The sequence below is a fragment of the Oricola indica genome, from assembly GCF_019966595.1.
Lineage (GTDB): Bacteria > Pseudomonadota > Alphaproteobacteria > Rhizobiales > Rhizobiaceae > Oricola > Oricola indica.
On record NZ_JAINFJ010000003.1, the window covers coordinates 41474 to 62561 of the forward strand.

Genomic DNA, 21088 nt, shown 5'->3' on the forward strand with positions numbered 1-21088 from the left:
CACCTTGCAACACACGAATTTCTCGTGTGTGAGTTCATGCATGACGGGCCTGTTATTGCGTGCCGCCCTTTTCGCCGTGCTGGCGCTCGCGGCGCTATATGAAAACGAGATCGCCTCCACGCTCTTCGCGGACCCCGCGGGCGGCGTCGCAACGGCCTTTTCCCTGACCGTTCGTTCCCTGACATGGCTTGCCGGCGCGCTGCTCGCCATCTCGGCGCTGGAGCGCTTCTTCTGGAACGGCGCGGTCGCCCGCCTGACGCGCCACCCGGTTCCGGCGCTTCTCAAGAGCGTGGTTGCGCTCATCATCCTGGTCGTGACGGCGACCTGCATCATCTCCTTCGTCTTCAAGCGCGACGTCACCGCCATCTGGGCGACATCCGGCGTCCTCGGGCTGGTTCTGGGTTTCGCGCTGCGCAACATGATCCAGGACATCTTCACCGGCATCGCGCTCAATCTCGACGGCTCGATCCGTGAAGGAGACTGGATCGCGTTGCATCACCGGGATTTCATGGCCGAGCAATACGGCAAGATGCTCGATATCGGCTGGCGCGTCTGCCGCATGCAGCTCGAGAACAACAATGTCGTGGTGATCCCCAACGGCATGCTCGGCATGATGGCGATCACCAATTTCGCCCACTCCGACCATGTCAGCCGGATGCAAACGGAAATCGTGATCGATTTCGACGTTCCGCCCGACCGGGCGCGCCGCATTCTGCTGGCCGGTGCAAGGGCGGCCGCGACCGAGAAAGGCATTCTCGACCATCCTGAACCCACCGTGCTGATCGGCGAGCCCGCCGATCACGGCGTCTGCTACATCATCCGGTTCTGGGGCAAGGTCGATGAACGTTCGCCCTCGGCTTTGCGCGACGCGGTTATGGCGCATCTGCTCCGCCAGTTGCACATCGCCGGCCTGACGCCCGCGCTTCCCAAGGAGGATGTCTTCCTCGACCGGCGGCCAAAGCGGTTGCTCGACCATGGTGGCGAGGACGACCGGATCGAGATCCTGTCGCGCATCGACCTGTTTTCCGGCGCGCTCGAAAGGGACGAACTCGCCGGCATGGCGCGGGCGGCCAAACTCCGCGAGTTCCCCGCCGGCGAAGCCCTTGTTCGCCAGGGCGAGGACGGCACCTCGCTCTATGTTGTCGCCGAAGGCATTCTGGATGTGCATATCGACGGGCCGGACGGAACCGCGGTGAAGGTCGGCCACGTCCTGGCCGGAGAAATCTTCGGCGAGATGTCCCTGCTGACCGGCGCGCCGCGATCGGCGTCGGTCACCGCCGCGACCGGCGTGGTGGTTTTCGAGGTCACGCGCGACCAGTTCGAGGCGGTCCTGAACGACCGGCCGGAGATCGCCGGAGAGATCAGCCGGCTCGTCGCTCGGCGTCAGGCCGCGACCGTCGGGGCCGCCAACGCCGACGAACCCGCCGATATCGAGAGAGAGGAACGCCTGCTGCGCCAGCGCATCCTCGACAACATGGCCAAGGTGTTTTCCGGTCTGCGCGGCAAGGCGGCGCAATCGCAGTCCGCCGCCCGGGCCTGAGCGCTGCCGCGAGGCCTTTATCCGGCCCCGCCTTTGCGCTACCAGACAAACCGTTCAAAACGCGGGTTCCGTCATGCCATCGAAGTCCATCGACAACGCCTTCACCGCGCGCAGCCTCACCGGCGCCGCCACCGACCCGACCCATGCCGGGGCGCTGTCCTTCATGCGGCGCAAATACACCAAGTCGCTGAAGGGTGCGGACGCCGTCGTATGGGGCATTCCCTTCGACGCCGCCGTCTCCAACCGGCCGGGCGCCCGCTTCGGCCCGCAGGCGATCCGGCGCGCCTCGGCGATCATGGACAACGACCCGCAATATCCGTTCGAGCGCGATCTCTTCGAGGAGATGGCGGTGATCGACTATGGCGACTGCCTGCTCGATTACGGCAACCACCAGAAGACCCCGGCGACGATCGAGCGCGAGGCCGCGAAGATCCTGAAATCCGGCGCGTTCCTGGTCACGCTCGGCGGCGACCATTACGTCACCTGGCCGCTTCTCAAGGCGCATGCGGCGAAGCACGGAAAGCTGGCGCTGATCCAGTTCGACGCGCATCAGGACACCTGGTTCGACGACGGCAAGCGCATCGACCACGGCTCCTTCGTCATCCGGGCCGTTCGCGACGAGGTCATCGATCCGGCGCACTCGATCCAGATCGGTATTCGCACTCATGCGCCCGAGGATTGCGGCATACGGATGCTGCACGGCCACCAGGTCGACGAGATGGCGGCAACCGCGATCGCCAACGAGATCCGCATGCGCGTCGGCGACATGCCCTGCTACATCACCTTCGACATCGATTGCCTCGATCCGGCCTATGCGCCGGGCACGGGCACGCCGGTCGCGGGCGGCCCGTCGTCGGCGAAGATGCTGTCGGTGCTGCGCCAGCTCGGCGATCTCGACATTCGCGGCGCGGATATCGTCGAGGTTGCGCCGGCCTATGATCATGCCGATATCACGGCGATAGCCGGTGCCGCCGTGGCGCAGCACTATCTCGGCCTTCTGGCCGAGAAGCGCGCCCGACGATAGGCCCTGCCCGCGCCCGACCTTTCAACCGACAGACAGACCATGATCATGAAACCGAAACTTTATATCGACGGCGAACACGGAACCACGGGCCTGCAGATCCGGCAGCGGATCGCGAAGCGCGACGACCTCGACGTCCTCTCCATCCCCGAAGCCGAGCGGCGCAACCAGTCGATGCGCGAGCAGCTTCTCAGGGAAGCCGATATCGCGATCCTCTGCCTGCCGGACGACGCTTCGCGCGAGGCCGTCTCGATGATCGGCGACGCCGGCACGCGCGTCATCGACGCGTCGACCGCCTTCCGGACCGCCGAGGGCTGGACCTACGGCATGGCCGAACTCGATGCCGGGCAGGCCGAAAAGATCGCCTCGGCGCAGTTCGTCGCCAATCCCGGCTGCTGGCCGCAGGGGCCGATCGCCTCGCTGCGCCCGCTGGTGAAGGCAGGTCTGATCCCGGCGGACTACCCCGTCACCTTCACCGGCATCACCGGCTATTCCGGCGGCGGCAAGGCGATGATCGCCGATTACGAGGCACAAGGCGAAAGCGCGCCGGAGTATCTCCCCTACGGACTAACTTTGTCGCACAAGCATTTGCCGGAACTGAAGAAAAACGCCCTGCTCGACCGCGACCCGCTGATGGTTCCGGTCGTCGGCGATTTCGCGCAGGGCATGGTCACCATGGTCCCGCTGCAACTCGGCGCGCTCGCCACCGTGCCGACGGGCCGGCAGATCCACGAAGCCATCGCCGATCATTATGCGTCGCTCGAGGAATGCGTCATCGAGGTCGCGCCGTTCGAGAAACTGGAACGCGTCCCCGACCTCCAGCCCGAGGCGCTGAACGGCACCGACGGCATGCGGCTCCACGTCTTCGCCAATGACGACCGCGCCCAGGCCGTCCTGATCGCCGTCTACGACAATCTCGGCAAGGGCGCGTCGGGCGCTGCGGTGCAGAACCTCAATCTGATGATCGGCGGATGAGCGCGCACAAGGAATAGCCCGCGGGCGGCTGGCGAAATATCGCCAATCGACCGCGGGCGAGAAATGCGCCTTGAATAAACCGCAATACCGATCTACAAGGACACATCGTTCTTTTGGCCAGCTTTGGCTTTTCGCGGCGTCAGTGCTTTCGACCCGCCATTCTTTCCAAATCATCGATATTTGATCGCGTCCGCACGCTGCGGCGCGGCGACTTACTTTTGGGAACTACAAAAATGCAGACTGGTACAGTTAAATTCTACAACGGCCAAAAGGGCTTTGGCTTCATCACTCCGGAAGATGGCGGCAAGGACGTCTTCGTCCACATCAGCGCGCTGGACCGCGCCGGCATGGGTGGTCTCGTCGAAGGCCAGAAAGTCGGCTTCGAGCTGGAAAGCGGACGCGATGGCCGCACCAATGCGGCAAACCTTCAGGCTCTCTGATTTTGCGCATGGTCCCGGACATCCGCCGTCTCACGATGCCGATGTCCGGAACCTGACGTCTTATGAAGCGGGGAATGATCCCCGCTTTTTTTGTTTCGGAGAGACCCCAATGTCCACTCATCGATTCGCATTTGGCGACATCGTTTCCATCCAGGGCCGAGCGCTCGTAAAACGCCCCGAGTCCTTTGAAGTCGTGGCCTTGATGCCGCCCCGTGACGGAGTCGTTCAGTACCGGATCAAGAGCGACAGCGAGCAGTTCGAGCGCGTCGTCCGGGAAGACGACCTCGCGCTTTCATTTGACGGCCATCCGGCCGAAAACACCAATTTCGCCGCGCAACCGCGGAACTGATCGGCGCGAAGCGTCGCAAAGAAGGGTATCGCCATGCAGGTTCTCGTCCGGGACAACAATGTCGATCAGGCTCTCCGGGTCCTGAAGAAAAAGATGCAGCGCGAGGGCTTGTTCCGCGAATTGAAGGCCCGCCGCTCCTACGAAAAGCCGTCGGAAAAACGCGTTCGCGAGAAGCAGGAAGCCGTTCGCCGCAGCCGCAAGGCAGCACGCAAGCAGGCACAGCGAGAAGGCCTGATACCCGGGCCGAAGCGCAAGCCGCGCCCGACGGACCGTCCCTCCGCCCGGTAGATTTCACCATGCGATCGACAAAGCAGACCCTGTTCAAGCCGACGCGGGCGGAATCCAAACTGTCCACGACCGACACGGCGGCTCGGCTGATCGTTCGCAAGGAGACCGAAGCCAGGTCTGAAAAATCCCGTCGCCTCCGCGAAATGCGGCTGGCGAAGGAAGCCGCACTTCCCGATGAAACGGCCGCTCCCGCGAAAACCGGCAAAAAGAAAGCCCGGCCTACGCGCCGCGCTGCCGGGTAACGCTACGCGTCCCGTACAGGCCTCGGCCGACGATACGGCGAAAATCAGCTAAAAATCGTCCCTTGAAAGGACATAGACGGACCGTCGCCCGTGGCCATAGGCATTTCGGGCAGCGCCATGGATCACCTCCAGTTTCGAGGTGAACACGGTCATATAGTCGGTTTCGCCGTGTTTTCCGTCATAGCCCTCCTCGAAAAACGCGTCGAGATCGATGCGGAACGAGACGGCTTGCGATCCGTCATGCGCGACGAAACGCATCTGTCGGCGCGTGTGGTCGAAGTAGCTCATGTCCTCCAGGAAGCACAGTGTCATTGTGCGTCCTGGCGCGACGGATCCCGATCCGTCATTTCTTTCCTGCGGAAGGCGTAACGGACTTGAACGGCGTTAAGCTGCCCATCGCGGGCACAGCCTCTTTGACCGGCTTTTTCTGTTTTGGTTTTCGAAGCTCGCGGTTCCCGCGTTTCTGGCCCTTTGCCATGATCGTTTTCCCGTCGGTTTGAGTGTGTGAAATCAATCGGCGCCAGCGGCCACCCGCTCGCGGTCGAGTTCCAGCGCCGCGTTCAGTTCCGCGTAATCGATCGGCACCATTTGCTGGCTGCTCGATCCGTGTTTCGGCAGGGGGAGATAGATGAATGCGGCTGTGCGTTGCCAGGCGATCCAGCTCAGCCCTTCGATGATCTCGTCATCCTCGGCGATGCTGTATTCGCCTGCCGGCTGAACGCCATCGACCCCGCTCAGCGAGAAGGGATAATGGAAGGAAACGATGGAATGGCGGGTTCGGGTATGCATCGACGCTCCTGCATTGCGGCAATCCGCATTGGTCGCATCGTCAGTCGCCGATGCTGCGCAGGAAATCGGGTTACGCCGCTCCCATCCTGATGGTGGGCGGTGCTTGTCGCGGATAAGGGGACACCATGGTCCCTCATTGAGGCTTATTGGAGGCGGGTTCGGACGAATTCGGCACCTGTATTCAGGCCCGATGAACGCGACCGGGGTCTTTTCGCCCGCGTTGCGCGGTGGGCATTTCGAATCTTGTAAATCGCGGCGTGGAAACCGCCCGCGCGTCGCGGGCGGCTCCGCCTGCGTTTCCTACTCGGTGAGCACGAAGCTGACCTTCATGTTGACCCGATACTCGTCAACCTTGCCGTCGGTGACCCGGGCCTTGACGTCCTGGACCCAGACCTGTTCGACATTCTTCAAGGTTTCGGAAGCGCGCGCGACGCCATTCTCGATCGCGTTCTCGATGCTGGAACCGGATGCATTGATTTCGGTGATACGTGCAACTGACATGTTTTCCTCCTGTGTCTATGAAGACCAATGAAGGAGGAAGCCGAACGTTCCACGCCGCGTGCGACATTCGGACGGCCGCGCGTCAACCGTTCCCGAGTATCTTCTCCATCTCCTTACGTGCCTTACTTCTCGCCTTTTTGGAGAAGGTGGATGCGGGCATTCCGTGAATGACCGCAGACGGATGAGATGTCTCTTGTATGTCTCAGAACATTAGTCATCAGTGACCTCTTGGGGCACTGGTGGTTGGATTTGCGCGAGGCGCTCCGCTATGCCCCAGTGGCTCACCCTGTACTTATTGAGAGCGTTCTCCTGCGCTATTTGTTGAAGAGCATTATCTGTTTTGCGCATTATCTCGACATTGAAGGCGTCGGGATTTGCTAGATTGTTGTATTGTGTAAGCGCTCTACGCATAACTCGGAAATCTTGACCTTTGTGATATTTTAACACGCGGATATACTCTTCTACCGCAAGTCCAGCCAATCGTTCTGTGATGCTTCTGTCGTGACCGTTGTCCGCGAGCAATAAAAAGAGTTCGTCGATTGATGGTGACGGTTTATGTTGCTCTTGTAGCGCCAAGAGTTTTTCCTCGATGTCAGAGTCGAGGCGGGTCCCGAACAGCTCGAAATCGCTGAAGTCATAGGCGTTTTCGACGTCCGCCCGTGCCTCAAGGTAAGCATCCAGAAGCTTATCGCCACGGTCTTTCCGGTCTACAGCGCGAAACATGTTCACTACCGCTATTAAGTCACTGAGGGAGTAAAACTTTGCGTTGGCGAGAATGCAACTTTCGAAGCGCTTCACATGCCCGTCAATATCCTCATCGAAGACATTGTGGAACTCCCCCCATGTATTACGAAGTTGTAATGCAGCCATATCCATTTCTATCCGTTGATTTAATTCAACGGCATTCTTATCGATGGCTTCCTTGGTGAAGTATCCATCTTCGATTCCCTTCAATATTTCCAAATCAAACTCGTCGGTATGGCTATACCCATACTCAGCAATGAGCTTGATCCACCCCTGCTCTTGAGAATTGAGCTTACCATTTTGATCGTCCACATAGTCTGAAAAGACCCCTTTTCTGCGAACTAGGAAGTCCTTGCTTGGCGCAAATTCCGGCTGCAAGTGACACCACCCCATCAGTACAATTGTATTTGCGACACTCTGGAAAACGCCGTACTCGTACTGCTTCAAAAGCGGTTCGATTTGTTCCACGAAGTAGTACAGTTTCCGGATGACGCGGACGTTGTCGATACCCAGCTTGGTTGTCCGTTCACGCACTAATTCCTTAAGTTCGTCGGTTCCATCCAACGCCTTTAGTGCGATTTCTGCACTGTCCTCCGCTGTTGGACTAAAGCGCAGATTGACGTCTACGACCTTCTCCAAGTAGTTTTCAAACTGGTTTCTGTCGTCCAGAGACTCGTCATTCAACAGCATAACCACCTTGCAGTTGCGGTCTTCGCGAAGCTGCGAAACTAGTCCGAGGACATCGGCACTCCGAAGGCCGTCACCCTTGCGCTCCAAGTCATCGATGCAAATAATGCGGTTTCTCACCAGCATATACATGACGGCCACGCCAGCGCTGGTGTAATTTTCTCCGAGAAACTTTCCGGCCAAGCCGCCGAGCTTCAGAAGGCCGGGAAATGCGTTTTTGACATAGGACTCAACGTTCTCGAAGTCGAATGCCCTACCAACTTGTTCAATTTCAATAGATTGATGGATTATCTCTTGCTTGAGATCATTTAGACTGTTTACGCCAAAAAGCGACACATAAGCATATTTGCCTCGAGAAACTTTCTTGCTAGCGACAGCATCCTTGAGCACTTCATGCCAATTGTAGGTTTTACCTGTCCCCCAATTTCCGCGAATACACAACACTTCGGCCGCCTCTGCTTCGAGAAAGCGTGCGGCTTGAGCTTTTACATTTTCGACCGACATTGGATTGCCTCAAATGAACGGGTATCTCACTGCTATTTCATACATCCTATAGCATGAGGCACCCAGGAATACCGGCTGACAGACGAAGTTCACCCTTTTCTTATCCACCGCCCCGCCCCTGCCCTTAGCCTGATCCGTCAAACGCAAAGGACGGCTTCACGTGGACTGGGCAGGCGCAATCGATCGGAATCTGGACGACCTACTGGCGGTCGTCGCGCGCCTGTTCGCGATGGCCGGCATCCGGTCCGGGCGTTCGGTCATCATGATGCCGCGCTATCTGCGCATTCGCGTGCTGGCGATGCTGCGTCCCGCCGAATTCGCCGCGCGCAGGCTGATCGCCATCGCGGCATGCAAGCTGGTGACGGTGACCGCGCGTCGAGCCGAGAATCGCGGGCAATGCCCATCCAAGGCCGAGGATGACTTGCGCGAGGAAGCATCGCGGCCAATCGCCAAGACCGCTCCAATCGGCTCCCTCTCCGCCTTCCCCCTGTTCGATCCGATCAAACCCTACCGCTATCCCTGGCTTGAGGACGGCGAGAGCGACGACGAAGCCAAGCTGCCACGCGACAACGGACTTCGCCCGGACGATCCGGTCGATGCGCGCACGCTCTGCCGGCGCATCATCAGGCTGGAGCAGGCATTGCAGGATCTGGAAACCCACGCCAAACGCCTCGCCCGCTGGCGCGCGCGGCGTGACAGATTGTGGTCTTCATCCGCAGATCGGCCCCATCTGAGGCCCCGGCGATTCAGCCCGATCCGGCCGGGAAGACCGCCGGGCTGGCGAAAGCGTCCGAAAACGCCGGTCGCCGAAGTTCTGAAGGAGTGCGACGCGCTTGCCCGCGACGCGTGGAACACGTCGTGACCCGTCCCACCATCAGACCAATTCAATCCGCCTTTTCGACAAGCGCGGAAACGACGACGCATGCCTCCCTCCTTTTCCTTCGCCCCGCCTGCGGGGAAAAGGTGGCCCGAAGGGCCGGATGAGGGGCATGGCGCGGCGTGCCGTCTCAGTCCCGCACGCCGACCATGTCCAGCCGATGCGGCGTGCCGTCGGAGAGCGGCAACGGGCCTTTCAGGCCGCGCCAGTGGGCGACGGCGAAGCCGAGCACAACCAGCGCCGTTCCCTGGTGCAGCAGTGCCCAGCCGAGCGGCACATAGGTCAACAGCGTGACGATGCCGAACACCGCCTGCAGGGTCACCAGTGCGAACAACAGCACCGCGCGGCGCGCATGGGTCGAGCCCGGCGCGTGGCGCAGCGACGCGATCATGTGCATGCCCGCCGTCAGCCAGACGACATAGGCGAAGGTGCGATGGGTGAACTGGATGATTGCCGGCGTGTCGAAGACATTGCGCCAGCCGAGCGCGGCGTCCCATTGCGAGGCCGGGAAGAAGCCGCCATCCATGGTCGGCCAGGAGTTGAAGACCAGACCGGCATCAAGCCCCGCGACCAGCGCACCGAGATAGATCTGGAACAGCACCATCAGCGCCAGGACCGCCGCCATGCGGTCCGAGCTGTCCGTCGGCTTCAGATCGGAGGCATGCGGCGCGATCAGCCGCGCCACCCACACGATGCAGGCGATGATGATGCTGGCCACCGTCAGATGGACCGCGAGCCTGTAGTGGCTCACATCCACCCGCTCGACCAGCCCCGAGGAGACCATCCACCAGCCGATGAAGCCCTGGAAGCCGCCAAGGCCGAGAATGCCCAGCAGCGGCAGCTTTATGCGGCCGTCGAGACGGCCCGTCGCCCAGAAGAAGGCCAGCGGCAGGGCGAAGACGAGACCGACGCCGCGCGCCAGCAGCCTGTGGCCCCATTCCCACCAGAAAATGAACTTGAACTCGTCGAGCGACATGCCCTTGTTCACCTGCTCATATTCGGGAATCTGGCGATACTTGGCGAGTTCTTCCTGCCACTGCGCTTCGCCGATCGGCGGGATAACGCCGTGGATCGGCTTCCATTCGGTGATCGAGAGGCCCGAATCCGTCAGGCGCGTCGCGCCGCCGACGATCACCAGCGCCACGAGCATCAGCAGCATGACGTAGAGCCACGCGCGGACCTGGGCGCGATTGCGCAATTCGCGCGTGTGCGCGTCGAGGGAGAGCGGCCGGCCGCTCCCGGTTGTGGTCAGTGTGGTGTCTGTCATGTGCTATGCCTGTCTGCGAGACACATAAATCCACTCCCGGCGCATGAAAAGCGGCTGAATGCCGCATGGGCGGGATTGGTTTTGGTGGCCGGAATGCTACATAGCCCGCCTGTCGACAAAGAAACACGTCCAATGCCCCACCGTCTGAAAAAATTCATCGGCATGCTGATCCTGGTGGCCCTCGTGGTGATCTACGCGCTGGTCGCGACCACCGTCGCGACGTATCGCCTCGCCGAGAGCCCCTGGTACATCCATCTCGCCTTCTTCGCGCTGTCGGGTCTCGTCTGGGTCCTGCCGGCGATGGGCGTGATCAGCTGGATGGAGCGCAAGCCGAAGGGCGGCGACGCTACACGGTGACGAAGGTGCGGCCGCAATTGGCCGCCGGCACGGTTATGCCGCTCAGCATGGTCTCGACATAACGAAGCCGCTGGTAGTAGCCGTTGACCGAGATACGCGGCAGCGCGAGCAGATTGTCGCCATGGGCGGGCCGCAATACCCCGTGCCGGGTGGTCACTGCGGTGGTGAACCCCGCCTCGCCCGCCAGTTCCACCTCGCGCGGGCCGACAGAGACGGCATTGCCGTAGGGATAGGCCATGTGACGCGGCCGCTCCCCGAGCTTGTCGCCGATGACGTCGGCGGCGCGGGCGATCTCGTCGGCGGCGCGGTCGCGCTCCAGCCGGCGCAGGTGGTAGTGGTTCATCGTGTGCGCACCGATCGTCGCCAGCGGGTCGTCGGCCAGTCCCCGCAACTCTTCCCAGGTAAGCAGCGCCTCGCGCCGGTGTCCGTCCGCGTCGATCCCGTAGGTCACGCACAGGGACTGGACCAGTTCGCGCATGGCGTCCTCTTCGATCACCCGCGAACCGTACTCCACCAGGTGGCCGAAGGCCTTATACTTCTGCGCAGGCGTCACGCAATCCAGCGTGACCGGTCCGGAGGGTGAGCCATATGTCAGCGTGTCGTTGTTCTCGATGATGATCTGGAGCAGTTCCCACCACAAGTCGCTTGTTCCGTCGGTCAGCCCCGGCGCGATATGAATCGCGTATGGCACGCCAAACTGCCGGAACACGGGTGCGGCGTGGTGAAGATTGTCGCGGTATCCGTCGTCCAGCGATACCGCAAGGAACCGCTCGTCCGCGTGGCCAGCCTTCAGCCGGTCGGCCGCCTCGTCCATGGAGACGAAACGCGCGCCCCGCTCCTGCAGCGCCTCGATCAGGTCTGCAAGGAAAGCCGGATCGACATGCAGTTCCCGGTTGAGCAGCACTTCGTCGCTGCGCGGGTGGACATGATGCAGCATCAGGATCGCACCGACGCCGCCGAGCACGGGGTCCAGCAGCCCGGACAATCCGCTGTACCGTGCGCCGTTCATGAAGGCCTTGCGCATAAAGGTTTTGATAACCGACATCGAATTGTTGATTTCTGCTCTGCCCGGACCGGTCGCGACGAAGGGATTTCGAAACCCGACCCTGTTAGTCCTGCCATCAAAGGATTGAGACATGGTTGATATCGGCACCGCTACAATCTCCACGACACGCACCGTGTCGGGTACAGCCGACCCGCGCGTCACCGTTCACGCCGGACGCGACGCGGCGCTGGCGGCGGTCGATGCGATACCCTCCGACGCGGTATGCTCCGCCTATCAGCGCGCCGATTTCCTGCGCGCATGGGTCGGCCAATCGCCACACGAGCCCGTCTTCGTCTCGCTCCGGCCCGCCAATTCGGGTCCTGTCCTGCTACCGCTCGAACGCACCCAGTCCGGCAACCTCGCCTATCCCGGCGAGCGCCATGCGAACGGGAATTTTCCTGTCGGTCGCGCCGAGGATCTGGCGGCGCTGGCCGATCTCGGCGAAAGCCGGATCGTCTCGGCGCTGCGCGCCGCGGGGCTCGGCGCCGACGCCATCGTGCTCGAACGGCAACTGGCCGAGTGCGGCGGCGTGGCCAACCCGTTCGTGTTTTCCCGGTCGCATGTCAGTCCCAATCCGGCGTTGTCGCTACCGCTGGAAGGCGGCTTCGACGCCGTTCTCAAGCGCCACAGTTCCAAACGCCGCCGCAAGCGCTTCCGCGGGCAGGAACGACGGCTCGCCGAAATGGGCGGTTACCGTTTCGTCCCCCTCGTCGATGCCAACGACATCAACCGCACGCTCGACCGGTTTTCCGAGTTGAAGGCGAAGCATTTCCAGCTCGCCGGCATTCACGACGTCTTCGCGGACCAACATGTCCGTGGCTTCTTCAAGGATCTGTTCGCGGCCGGATTGAACGAGACACCGCCGTCGCGCGAGTTGAAGACCATCGAGGCCGGCGGCGTTCCGATCGCCATCATCGGCTGCACTGTCCATGACGGTTGTCTCACGGTCGAATTCGGAACCTATGCCTCGGAATATTCGGAAATCGGCCCGGGCGACATGCTGTTCTTCCTGGCGATCCGCGAGGCCGCCGAACGCGGACTGGACATCTTCAGTTTCGGTATCGGCGACGAGCCTTACAAGCGGGGCTGGTGCGAGATCGAAGCGCTTCAAAGCGATACGGTCATCGCATTGACCCTGCGCGGTCGCGCCGTCGCGTCCGCCAAGGTCGCGCGGAGTACCCTGGTGCGGACGATCAAGAGCAACAAGCTCGTCTGGACCGCCGTCAAACAGATCCGCAAACGGGTTGCCATACTGCGATAGGCCGGACCGCCCGGTCAGCGGGCGTAGGCACTGCGCGACTGCGGATCGACCGGGCTCTCGTCTTCCTCGTCCGTGGTGACCAGCAAGAGATCGTCATAGCCCGCGTCGACGAGGTCTTCGGCGGTTTCCACGATTTCCGGCGCTGCGGGATCGGACACGGCCAGCACGATCCGGCTGCCCGCTCCCGCCAACCGCCTCAGTCCCTCGGCATTGGTCGGTCCGCATTCGACGATGACCATGTCGTAGGCCGAGACCAGCGCATCCAGAATGATCGGCAGCCGGTCAGCCGCGCGCATCGCCCGTGCGGGATCGGCGATACCGGTCGGGATGATATGCGCACCGGTCGCATAGTCCGGATAGATCACATCCGAATAGGACGACGAGGCCGCCAGAAGGTCGGTGATGCCGGGGCAGTCGGCGTCCTCGAGCATGCGCCGCGTCGCCGCGCCTGTGCCGCTGAGGTCGACCACCACGGTCCGCAATCCCTCGCCGGCCAGCATACGGGCCAGCGCAACCGAAGCCGCCGCCCCTGCGTCGCCTTCCGGCGATACGATGATCGCGCGGTCGGCCCGCGCCTCCACAAGGCTGATCGCCAGCGCTTCGATCCCGTATTTGTCATCGGAGACCGGTTCATCCTCCACGAGGGACGCAGCGGGAGGTTCGGGGGCCTGCTCCATGACCGGCTCCGGAATTGTCTCCACCTCGACTTCGGCAGGTGTATCATCCTCGGAGACCGGGGGTGCCATGGCCACGGCGGGCTGCTCCGGCGGGACCGCGACACTGACGGGTACGAATGCCCTGCCCGAGAACAGTTCGCGTACAAGGGTGACCAGCATCATGATCAGCAGCGACACGAAGAAGGCGGCGCCGGTCAGCGGAATCACTTTCGGGAAAGCGGCTTCGTTCGACACCACGGCGCGCGAGATCAGGCGCGCCTTGGCCGGCGCGTACTGGCCCTCGTCGCGCGACCGGGCCTCGCGAAACCGGACGAGATAGCTTTCCAGCAGGTCGCGCTGCGATGCCGCCTCGCGCTCCAGCGCCCGCAACTCGACCTCGCTCTCGCTGGCGTCGACCGACGCGGCCTTGAGGCGGCTGACCTCGGCGAGGACTTCCTGTTCGCGCGAGCGCGCGATTTCCGCTTCGCTTCGCAACCCGGCCAGCACCTTGCGAACCTCGGAGTCGATCTGGCGGGACAGGTCGCGGAGCTGCGAGCGCAGGCCCTGGATGCGCGGGTGTTCCGGCAACAGCGTTGCCGAGAGGTCAGCGATCTCCGACTGAAGCGCGATCTCGCGCTCCCGCAGCCGGCCGATCAGCGCGGACTGCACGACATCGGGAAGCGAATCGACGGATGCGCCGGCGTCGAGCGCAGCCCTTACGCTGCGCGCCCGAGCCTCGGCGCCGGACCGTTCGGCGCGCACGCGCGACAGTTCTGTCGTCAGTTCGGCGAGCTGCTGGGTCGCCAGCACATTGTTGTTCTGGCCGATAAACAGACCGGAAGACGCCCGGTAATCGGCGACGGCCGCCTCGGCCTTGCGCACGCTGTCCTGCAGATCGGCGATCTCGTCGGCCAGGTAGTTCGCGGCCTTGCCGGTCGTCTCCAGTTGCGCCCGGCTTTCGAGCGCCAGATAGGCCTGCGCCAGCGCATTGGCGAATTTCGCCGCCAGCTCCTTGTCGGTGGACTGGAACTCGATCACGACAACGCGCGAATTGGTCACCGCGTAGACATCGAGGCGGTTGCGAACCGCGTCGAGGATCCGCTTTTCCGGCGTAACCTGCGACGGATCCTCCATGAGGCCGAGCGCCGCAAGGCCCGCCTTCAGGCCGGAAAACAATCCATCGGGATTGAATTCATCGTATTGTTCCAGAGCAAGATCGTCCGCGACCTGCATCAGCAGATCGCTGGACGTCAGGATCTCGACCTGGCTGGCGACCCCTTCCGGATCGGGCAGCGGTGAATCGGCGGAACCGGCATTGTCGCTGCCGGGGCGCGTGAAGACGGACTCTCCCGATTCGATAAGGAGGCGTGCATCCGACATGTATTTCGGCGTCATCAGCGACAGACCGACAAAGACCAGCCCGGTGATGACGAGCGCGCCGAGAAGGATGCGTATCCGGTCGCGCCACAACGCACCAAAAAGCCTGCCGATATCGATATCGGCATCCCGCGTTGCATAGTCTACTCGCGACATGAAAGACCCCGGTGCTCGAACAAAGTTGATCCGAGTTCTAAAGGAACATGGTTTCCGGGCGGTAAATGGCGCCGTAACGCTTTGTTCATTGACGAAGGGTGACAGAAACGCCTCCGCTTTACCGGGTATTAACCCTAACAACCCGATAACAGAGCCGTGGCGGCAAGGCTGCCTGTACCAATTGAAGGTTGTGTCGATGAATCGGCTAAGACGTTATGGAAATGCATGCGCGGCAGCTTTTCTCGCTGCTCTGACGCTCGCCGGCTGCTCCGGTTACAAGCCGGCCCCGGCAGCGTTTCACGAAGCCATCAACCAGCCTTACATGCTCGATGCCGGAGACAGGGTCCGCATCACGGTCTTCGACCAGGACGAACTCACGAACACCTATTCTGTCGACCAGTCCGGCTATATCGCCTTCCCGCTCGTCGGCGCGGTGCCGGCGCGCGGACGTACCGTCCAGCAAATGGAGAGCCAGATCGCCGCCAAGTTGCGCGAGGGCTTCCTGCGCAATCCAGACGTTTCCGTCGAAGTCGATCAGTACCGCTCGATCTTCATCATGGGCGAAGTCGGGTCGGCCGGCCAATATGCCTATTCGCCGGGCATGACGGTGCAGAACGCCATTGCCGCAGCGGGCGGTTTTTCTCCCCGCGCCAACCAGGCCAATGCCGACATCACGAGAACGATCAACGGGCGCGTGCTGACCGGACGCGTATTGATCAGCGATCCGCTGCTGCCCGGCGATACAGTTTTCGTTCGCGAACGCCTTTTCTGAAACCGGAAAACCGCCTGACGATGGATAACGGCGACTCCCTGCGCATCGTTCACGTTTTGCGCGCACCGATGGGCGGGCTGTTCCGCCATGTGCGCGACCTGGCGATGGCGCATCAGGACCTCGGCCATCAGGTCGGCGTCGTTTGTGATGTCGCGGGAACCCCGGGCTACAACGAAGCCATGGCCGCAGAACTGGCCGGATCGCTGTCGCTGGGCCTGCATCGCATCCCGATGCGCCGGGAAGTTGGTTTCGGCGATTTGAGGGACGCCCTCAACATACTGACGAAATTAAAGGAATTGCAGCCGGATGTCCTCCACGGACATGGTGCGAAGGGCGGCGTATTCGCCCGCGCGCTTGGCTCACTCGTACGGGCAGAAAGGTCTTGCGTCGCCCGTCTCTATTCGCCGCATGGCGGCAGCCTGCACTACGCACCGGATACACGGTCCGGGCGCGTCTACTTCCGCGTCGAGCGGATGCTCGAAAGGCTGACGGACCATATCCTGTTCGTTGCCGACTTCGAACACCGCACATATGCGCAAAAGATCGGCGAACCGCGATGCCCGTGGTCGGTCAACCACAACGGCTTGCGTGAGAGCGAGTTCGTGCCGGTCGCGCCAATCGATGACGCGGCCGATTTTCTTTTCCTCGGCGAATTGCGGATGCTGAAGGGCCCTGACCTGTTCCTGCACGCCCTCGCCTCGCTGCGGGCAGACGGCCACCATGCGCGCGCGGTCATCGTCGGCGACGGACCGGATGCCCCTGCAGTCAAGGCGCTGGCGGAGGCGCTTTCGCTTGGCGACGCGGTCACCTTTCACGCACCGATGCCGGCGCGCGATGCTTTTTTGCAGGCACGATGCTTCGTCATGCCCTCCCGAGCGGAGGCCCTCCCCTATGTAGTCCTGGAAGCGCTCGGCGCCGGCATGCCCGTGATCGCGACGAATGTCGGCGGCATCTCCGAAATTTTCGGATCGGGCAACCCCGCCATGGTTGCGCCCGAGGAAGCCGCTTTGACAGGCGCGATGCGCGTCGCCCTGGCCGAGCCCGACAAACTGCGAGGCTGGATGCCCGGCGCATCCGTCTTGCGAGACCGGTTTTCCGCGCAGTCCATGGCCGCCAACGCGATGCGCGCCTACCGGTCCGCGTTAACCTTGCGCGTAAACAAACATGCTCCGGCGGCCGGTTTATCAAGCGTTTTTTAGGGGCTTCGCCCTATATTCCGGGCAATAACCGCGAAGGCGCCCCATGAACGAGATCGATCACCGCCTGCGCTATACGTCGCAGAAAGTGCGGAACTATCAGACCGGAGAAGATCCCAGCGCTCACGAGACCGAGCTCAATCCGCTCGTGGAGCGCATCGCCGCGGAATTCGACGACAACACCATCTCGCCCGTCATGGTCAGCGGCCTGCTGCGCATCGGGGAGTTTTTCGGGCTCGCCGCGATCGGCTTGGGGATCATGGCCGCTTATGTCGGCTTCAACATGATCGTCCCCTATCTGCTGACGACCTTCGGCGGCAGCCTTCTCTTCGTCGTCCTCAATGAAATCGGGGCCGGCTACACGATCCGCGCGCTGCGCAGGCCGCTCAAACGGTTCCCGCGTGTCGTGCTCGCCTGGTCGGGGACCTTCGCGCTCCTGGCGGTCGCCGGCTTTCTCATGAAGATTTCGGAGGATTTCAGCCGTGTCTGGGGCGGCTCATGGTTCGTCGGCGGATTGGCCTTCCTGCTGCTGACACGCATCGTCCTGTCCTGGCGCATCCGCAAATGGGCACGCGACGGAGCCATGGAACGCAGGGCCGTTATCGTCGGCGGCGGCAAGCCGGCCGAAAAGCTCATCCGGGCGCTTGAACTGCAACACGACAACGACATCCGGATCTGCGGCATCTTCGATGACCGCGACGACGCGCGTTCGCCGCCGATTGTCGCCGGCTATCCCAAGCTGGGCAACATTGCCGAACTGGTCTCGTTCACGCGGCGCGCGCATATCGACATGCTGATCGTCTCGCTGCCCCTGGATGCCGAGGACCGGGTCCTGACCATGCTGAAGAAGCTGTGGATCCTGCCGGTCGACATCCGCCTGTCGGCGCATTCCAACAAGCTGCGCTTCCGGCCGCGGACCTATTCCTTCATCGGCTCTGTGCCGATGCTCGACATTTTCGACCGTCCGATCCGCGACTGGGACTCGGTGGCGAAGCGCGCCTTCGACATCTTCTTCTCGCTGCTGGGGATCGCGGTCTTCTCACCGGTCATGCTCGCCACGGCGATCGCGATCAAGCTGGACAGCAAGGGCCCGGTGATCTTCAAGCAGAAGCGCCACGGGTTCAACAACGAGCAGATCAACGTCTTCAAATTCCGCTCGATGTATGTCGAGCAGTGCGACCCGACGGCGCGCGCGCAGGTGACCAAGGACGATCCGCGCGTCACCCGCGTCGGCCGCTTCATCCGCAAGACTTCGCTCGATGAACTACCGCAGTTCTTCAACTCTCTGCGAGGCGAACTGTCGCTTGTCGGCCCTCGCCCGCACGCCGTGACCGCCCAGTCCTCCGACCGCCTCTATGCCGATGTGGTCGACGGCTATTTCGCGCGCCACCGCGTCAAGCCGGGCGTGACCGGCTGGGCGCAGATCAATGGCTGGCGTGGCGAAATCGATACCGACGAGAAGATCCGCCGGCGCACCGAGTTCGATCTCTATTATATCGAGAACTGGTCGCTCTGGTTCGACCTGAAAATTCTCTTCCTGACGCCGATTCGGCTGCTCAATACGGACAACGCCTATTGACCGACGCCGCGCTCACGCTACCGCAGGGCGCGGTCAACCGGGCTATCGGTGCCACGCTGGCGAGCGCGGCGATCTGGATCGGCGTGTTCCTCTCGGGCTTCGTCATTCGCGAACCGGCCCCCTATGAACTCTTCATGGTGGTGCTGATCGGGATCTGGGCGATGTCCGGGCTGTTGACGATCCCGCGCGCCGTGATGCTGCCGTTCCTGCTGCTGATGGTTTTCAACATCGGCGGCGTCATCTCCATGACGCAGATGACGGAGTGGAAGAACGCCCCGCTCTATATCGCGTCCTCGATATTCCTGGCGCTGAGCGGCGTGTTCTTCGCCTGCGTCATCGCCGCCCGGCCGGCGCGCCTGGCGCTTGTGTTCAATGCATGGGCGGCGGCGGCGCTGCTAACGTCTCTCGCGGCGATCGCGGGCTATTTCCACCTGTTTCCGGGCGCGGAAATCTTCACGCGATACGGCCGCGCCAAGGGAGTCTTCGAGGATCCGAATGTCTTCGCGCCCTATCTCGTTTTGCCGGCCCTGTACGCCGTGCACGCATTGCTGACGAGGCCGGCGCGCTATCTGCTACCGGCGGCCGCGGCGGCGGCCATCCTGTCCTTCGCGATCTTCCTTTCCTTCTCGCGTGCCGGCTGGGGCCTGCTGCTCATGTGCGGCGTGCTGCTGGTCGCCGCCCTCTTCCTCAACAGTACATCGGGGCGTTTCCGGCTGCGCATCCTGCTCCTGTCGCTGTTTGCGGCGGCTGGTGCGGTCGTGGTGCTGATCGTGGCGCTGCAGTTCGAACAGATCCGCACGCTGTTCTTCGAACGCGCGCAACTCCTGCAGGATTACGACGCGGCGCGGCTTGGCCGATTCGAGCGGCACTGGATCGGTCTGCTGAAAGCCGCCGAGACGCCGCTCGGCATCGGCCCGCTGGAGTTCGGACGCATCTTCGGCGAGGACACGCACAATATCTGGCTGAAGGCGCTGTTCGACTATTCATGGCTCGGCTTCGCGGCTTACCTTGCCCTCACCGTCCTGACACTCGCGGCCGGCTTCCGGCTGCTGTTCCGGGACCGGCCGTGGCAGCCCTATCTCCTGTGCGCCTATATCGCCTATGTCGGGCATGTCTTGGTCGGCACGGTGATCGACACGGACCACTGGCGACACTTCTATCTGTTGCTGGGAATCATCTGGGGCTGCATCGCGCTGGAAGCCCGCCATCACTATCCGCGCGACGATCAGGGCTTGGCGGCCAGCAGTTCCCGATAGATCGCGTTGATCGCGTCGGCCTCTTTCTCGATACTGAACCGCGCCCGGACATGCTCGACGGCATTGCTCGACCATTGTTGCCGTTTTGCGGGATCATCCAGCAGTTCTGCCGTCGCACGTGTCAGGGCATCGAGATCCTCGATGTCGACCAGCGATCCTGTCTTTCCGTCGACCACGATATCCTCGAAGGCGCCGGCCCGCGTCGTGACCACCGGGACGCCGCAGGCCATGGCTTCGAGCGGCGTAAGGCCGAAGCCTTCCCATCGTTGCGGCGCGATGTAGAGATCGAGCGCCCTGAACCATGGCGAGATGTCCCAGTTCTTCTCCTCGGGCAGGAAAAGGATCCGGTCCTGCAGGCCGGCGGCGCGCACCTTGTCGGACAGCCTGGCCGCGTAGGTGCGGTTCTCCTCGGTGACGCCCCCCATCATCACCGCCACGACATCCGGTCGTTCGGGCAACAGGCGGATCATCGCCTCGACGAAGAGATCGTTGCCCTTCTGATGACGCACGCGGCCAAAGCAGCCGACCAGCACCGCGTTTTCGGGCAGCCGCAATTCACGACGGATCGCCGCCTTGTCTTCGGCGGGCCGAAACAGTTGCGTGTCGATACCGTGGAGGATCACGGTGTTTTCGACGTCCAGAAACGCCGCAGACTTCGAACTCGTCGCGATGACGCGGTCCATTCGGGCGATCAGCCATTTCGTCAAAGGCTGGTGCCGGCGCTGCGCCGCCGAGGTGAACACCATCCGCAAACGCTTGAAGAGAAGCCATTTCAGCGCGAGGCCGGCCGCCATCTCGACATTGCGGCGCGCATGCCAGATCCGCACGCCGGACGGGCCGCGACGGGACATGAAGACCAGATCGCGCAGGCGAATGCTCGGGACCGTATCGGGAATGGTCGGACCGGCGGCTGCGATCGCGACCGAGCGAGCCTGAACCGGGACAAGGCGAAATACCGTCGAGGTGACGCCCGACATGCGCTTTTTCAGATTGGGTGCGATGACATCGACGTCTTCGATGTCCACCGCATTCGGCCGTTCCCCGCGATGCAAGGCGTTTTCCATCCGTTTGCCATCGACACGCGATGCGGCACCGCGCGAATTCCGGGGATCCGGGCGAATTGGTCGGAGCGGCGGGATTCGAACCCACGACCCCTTGACCCCCAGTCAAGTGCGCTACCGGGCTGCGCTACGCTCCGAACCGCGGAAA

The 21088-nt window shown here is 62.4% G+C and carries 22 protein-coding genes and 1 tRNA gene; 13 read left to right on the forward strand and 10 right to left on the reverse strand.

What is annotated here, in order from left to right:
* The first annotated feature begins 40 nt into the window (after positions 1 to 40).
* The 6 genes from LC343_RS08975 (at position 41) to rpsU (ending at position 4613) form a co-directional block, all read left to right on the forward strand.
* Positions 41 to 1540: a mechanosensitive ion channel family protein gene (locus LC343_RS08975; protein ID WP_223476787.1), complete on the forward strand. Its 1500-nt coding sequence runs from the start codon at positions 41 to 43 to the stop codon at positions 1538 to 1540.
* A 73-nt stretch (positions 1541 to 1613) separates the two neighbouring features.
* Complete coding sequence (gene speB, locus LC343_RS08980) at positions 1614 to 2564, forward strand: agmatinase (protein ID WP_223476788.1); 951 nt, start codon at positions 1614 to 1616, stop codon at positions 2562 to 2564.
* A gap of 45 nt (positions 2565 to 2609) precedes the next feature.
* Positions 2610 to 3536 carry an N-acetyl-gamma-glutamyl-phosphate reductase gene (argC, locus tag LC343_RS08985; RefSeq protein WP_223476789.1) on the forward strand — a complete coding sequence of 309 codons (927 nt, stop codon included), beginning with the start codon at positions 2610 to 2612 and terminating at the stop codon, positions 3534 to 3536.
* A 233-nt stretch (positions 3537 to 3769) separates the two neighbouring features.
* On the forward strand, positions 3770 to 3976 hold the full coding sequence (locus LC343_RS08990) for a cold-shock protein (RefSeq protein ID WP_223476790.1): 207 nt from the start codon (positions 3770 to 3772) through the stop codon (positions 3974 to 3976).
* Positions 3939 to 4325, forward strand: coding sequence for a hypothetical protein (locus LC343_RS08995; RefSeq protein ID WP_223476791.1), 387 nt, complete (start codon positions 3939 to 3941; stop codon positions 4323 to 4325). Before LC343_RS08990 ends, LC343_RS08995 begins: the two co-directional genes overlap by 38 nt.
* A 33-nt stretch (positions 4326 to 4358) precedes the next feature.
* Complete coding sequence (gene rpsU / locus LC343_RS09000; protein ID WP_223476792.1) at positions 4359 to 4613, forward strand: 30S ribosomal protein S21; 255 nt, start codon at positions 4359 to 4361, stop codon at positions 4611 to 4613.
* A 290-nt stretch (positions 4614 to 4903) separates the two neighbouring features.
* Here rpsU and LC343_RS09005 read toward each other — a convergent pair whose 3' ends face one another.
* The 5 genes from LC343_RS09005 to LC343_RS09020 all read right to left on the reverse strand — a co-directional run bounded on the left by LC343_RS09005 (position 4904) and on the right by LC343_RS09020 (position 8080).
* Positions 4904 to 5167, reverse strand: coding sequence for a DUF1488 family protein (locus LC343_RS09005; protein WP_223476793.1), 264 nt, complete (start codon positions 5165 to 5167; stop codon positions 4904 to 4906).
* 31 nt (positions 5168 to 5198) lie between these two features.
* Positions 5199 to 5333, reverse strand: coding sequence for a hypothetical protein (locus LC343_RS25130; RefSeq protein ID WP_274384749.1), 135 nt, complete (start codon positions 5331 to 5333; stop codon positions 5199 to 5201).
* A gap of 32 nt (positions 5334 to 5365) precedes the next feature.
* Positions 5366 to 5644 carry a hypothetical protein gene (locus LC343_RS09010; RefSeq protein WP_223476794.1) on the reverse strand — a complete coding sequence of 93 codons (279 nt, stop codon included), beginning with the start codon at positions 5642 to 5644 and terminating at the stop codon, positions 5366 to 5368.
* A gap of 300 nt (positions 5645 to 5944) precedes the next feature.
* A complete protein-coding gene (locus tag LC343_RS09015; RefSeq protein ID WP_223476795.1) occupies positions 5945 to 6145 on the reverse strand; it encodes a dodecin family protein in 201 nt (66 codons plus the stop codon).
* A 210-nt stretch (positions 6146 to 6355) separates the two neighbouring features.
* A complete protein-coding gene (locus tag LC343_RS09020; protein WP_223476796.1) occupies positions 6356 to 8080 on the reverse strand; it encodes a hypothetical protein in 1725 nt (574 codons plus the stop codon).
* Between the two features lie 160 nt (positions 8081 to 8240).
* On the opposite strand from LC343_RS09020, the gene LC343_RS09025 reads away from it, so the two are divergent.
* On the forward strand, positions 8241 to 8942 hold the full coding sequence (locus tag LC343_RS09025) for a hypothetical protein (protein WP_223476797.1): 702 nt from the start codon (positions 8241 to 8243) through the stop codon (positions 8940 to 8942).
* Between the two features lie 145 nt (positions 8943 to 9087).
* On the opposite strand, the gene LC343_RS09030 is transcribed toward LC343_RS09025, so the two are convergent.
* On the reverse strand, positions 9088 to 10224 hold the full coding sequence (locus LC343_RS09030) for a COX15/CtaA family protein (protein ID WP_223476798.1): 1137 nt from the start codon (positions 10222 to 10224) through the stop codon (positions 9088 to 9090).
* A gap of 132 nt (positions 10225 to 10356) precedes the next feature.
* Here LC343_RS09030 and LC343_RS09035 point away from each other — a divergent pair, with 132 nt between their 5' ends.
* Complete coding sequence (locus LC343_RS09035; RefSeq protein ID WP_223476799.1) at positions 10357 to 10581, forward strand: DUF2842 domain-containing protein; 225 nt, start codon at positions 10357 to 10359, stop codon at positions 10579 to 10581.
* On the opposite strand, the gene LC343_RS09040 is transcribed toward LC343_RS09035, so the two are convergent.
* Positions 10571 to 11626: a polysaccharide deacetylase family protein gene (locus tag LC343_RS09040; protein WP_223476800.1), complete on the reverse strand. Its 1056-nt coding sequence runs from the start codon at positions 11624 to 11626 to the stop codon at positions 10571 to 10573. The genes LC343_RS09035 and LC343_RS09040 overlap by 11 nt on opposite strands.
* Before the next feature lie 91 nt (positions 11627 to 11717).
* Between LC343_RS09040 and LC343_RS09045 the strand changes: the two genes are divergently transcribed.
* The gene (locus LC343_RS09045; protein ID WP_223476801.1) at positions 11718 to 12887 is read left to right on the forward strand and encodes a GNAT family N-acetyltransferase; all 1170 of its coding nucleotides are present in this window, start codon (positions 11718 to 11720) and stop codon (positions 12885 to 12887) included.
* Between the two features lie 14 nt (positions 12888 to 12901).
* On the opposite strand, the gene LC343_RS09050 is transcribed toward LC343_RS09045, so the two are convergent.
* Positions 12902 to 15076, reverse strand: a complete 2175-nt coding sequence (locus tag LC343_RS09050) for a GumC family protein (protein WP_223476802.1) — start codon at positions 15074 to 15076, stop codon at positions 12902 to 12904.
* Between the two features lie 196 nt (positions 15077 to 15272).
* Between LC343_RS09050 and LC343_RS09055 the strand changes: the two genes are divergently transcribed.
* Genes LC343_RS09055 through LC343_RS09070 form a run of 4 tightly spaced genes read left to right on the forward strand, consistent with a single transcriptional unit; the run spans position 15273 to position 19879 of the window.
* Positions 15273 to 15848: a polysaccharide biosynthesis/export family protein gene (locus LC343_RS09055; RefSeq protein ID WP_223476803.1), complete on the forward strand. Its 576-nt coding sequence runs from the start codon at positions 15273 to 15275 to the stop codon at positions 15846 to 15848.
* A 20-nt stretch (positions 15849 to 15868) separates the two neighbouring features.
* Entirely contained in the window at positions 15869 to 17047 is a 1179-nt protein-coding gene (locus tag LC343_RS09060; protein WP_223476804.1) for a glycosyltransferase, read from the forward strand.
* Positions 17048 to 17090: 43 nt separating this feature from the next.
* Positions 17091 to 18623 carry an undecaprenyl-phosphate glucose phosphotransferase gene (locus LC343_RS09065; protein WP_223476805.1) on the forward strand — a complete coding sequence of 511 codons (1533 nt, stop codon included), beginning with the start codon at positions 17091 to 17093 and terminating at the stop codon, positions 18621 to 18623.
* Complete coding sequence (locus LC343_RS09070; protein ID WP_223476806.1) at positions 18620 to 19879, forward strand: O-antigen ligase family protein; 1260 nt, start codon at positions 18620 to 18622, stop codon at positions 19877 to 19879. Before LC343_RS09065 ends, LC343_RS09070 begins: the two co-directional genes overlap by 4 nt.
* Here the strand turns inward: LC343_RS09070 and LC343_RS09075 are convergent.
* Entirely contained in the window at positions 19849 to 20943 is a 1095-nt protein-coding gene (locus LC343_RS09075; protein ID WP_223476807.1) for a glycosyltransferase family 4 protein, read from the reverse strand. The genes LC343_RS09070 and LC343_RS09075 overlap by 31 nt on opposite strands.
* A gap of 57 nt (positions 20944 to 21000) precedes the next feature.
* Positions 21001 to 21077, reverse strand: a tRNA-Pro gene (locus LC343_RS09080).
* Between the last annotated feature and the right edge of the window lie 11 nt (positions 21078 to 21088).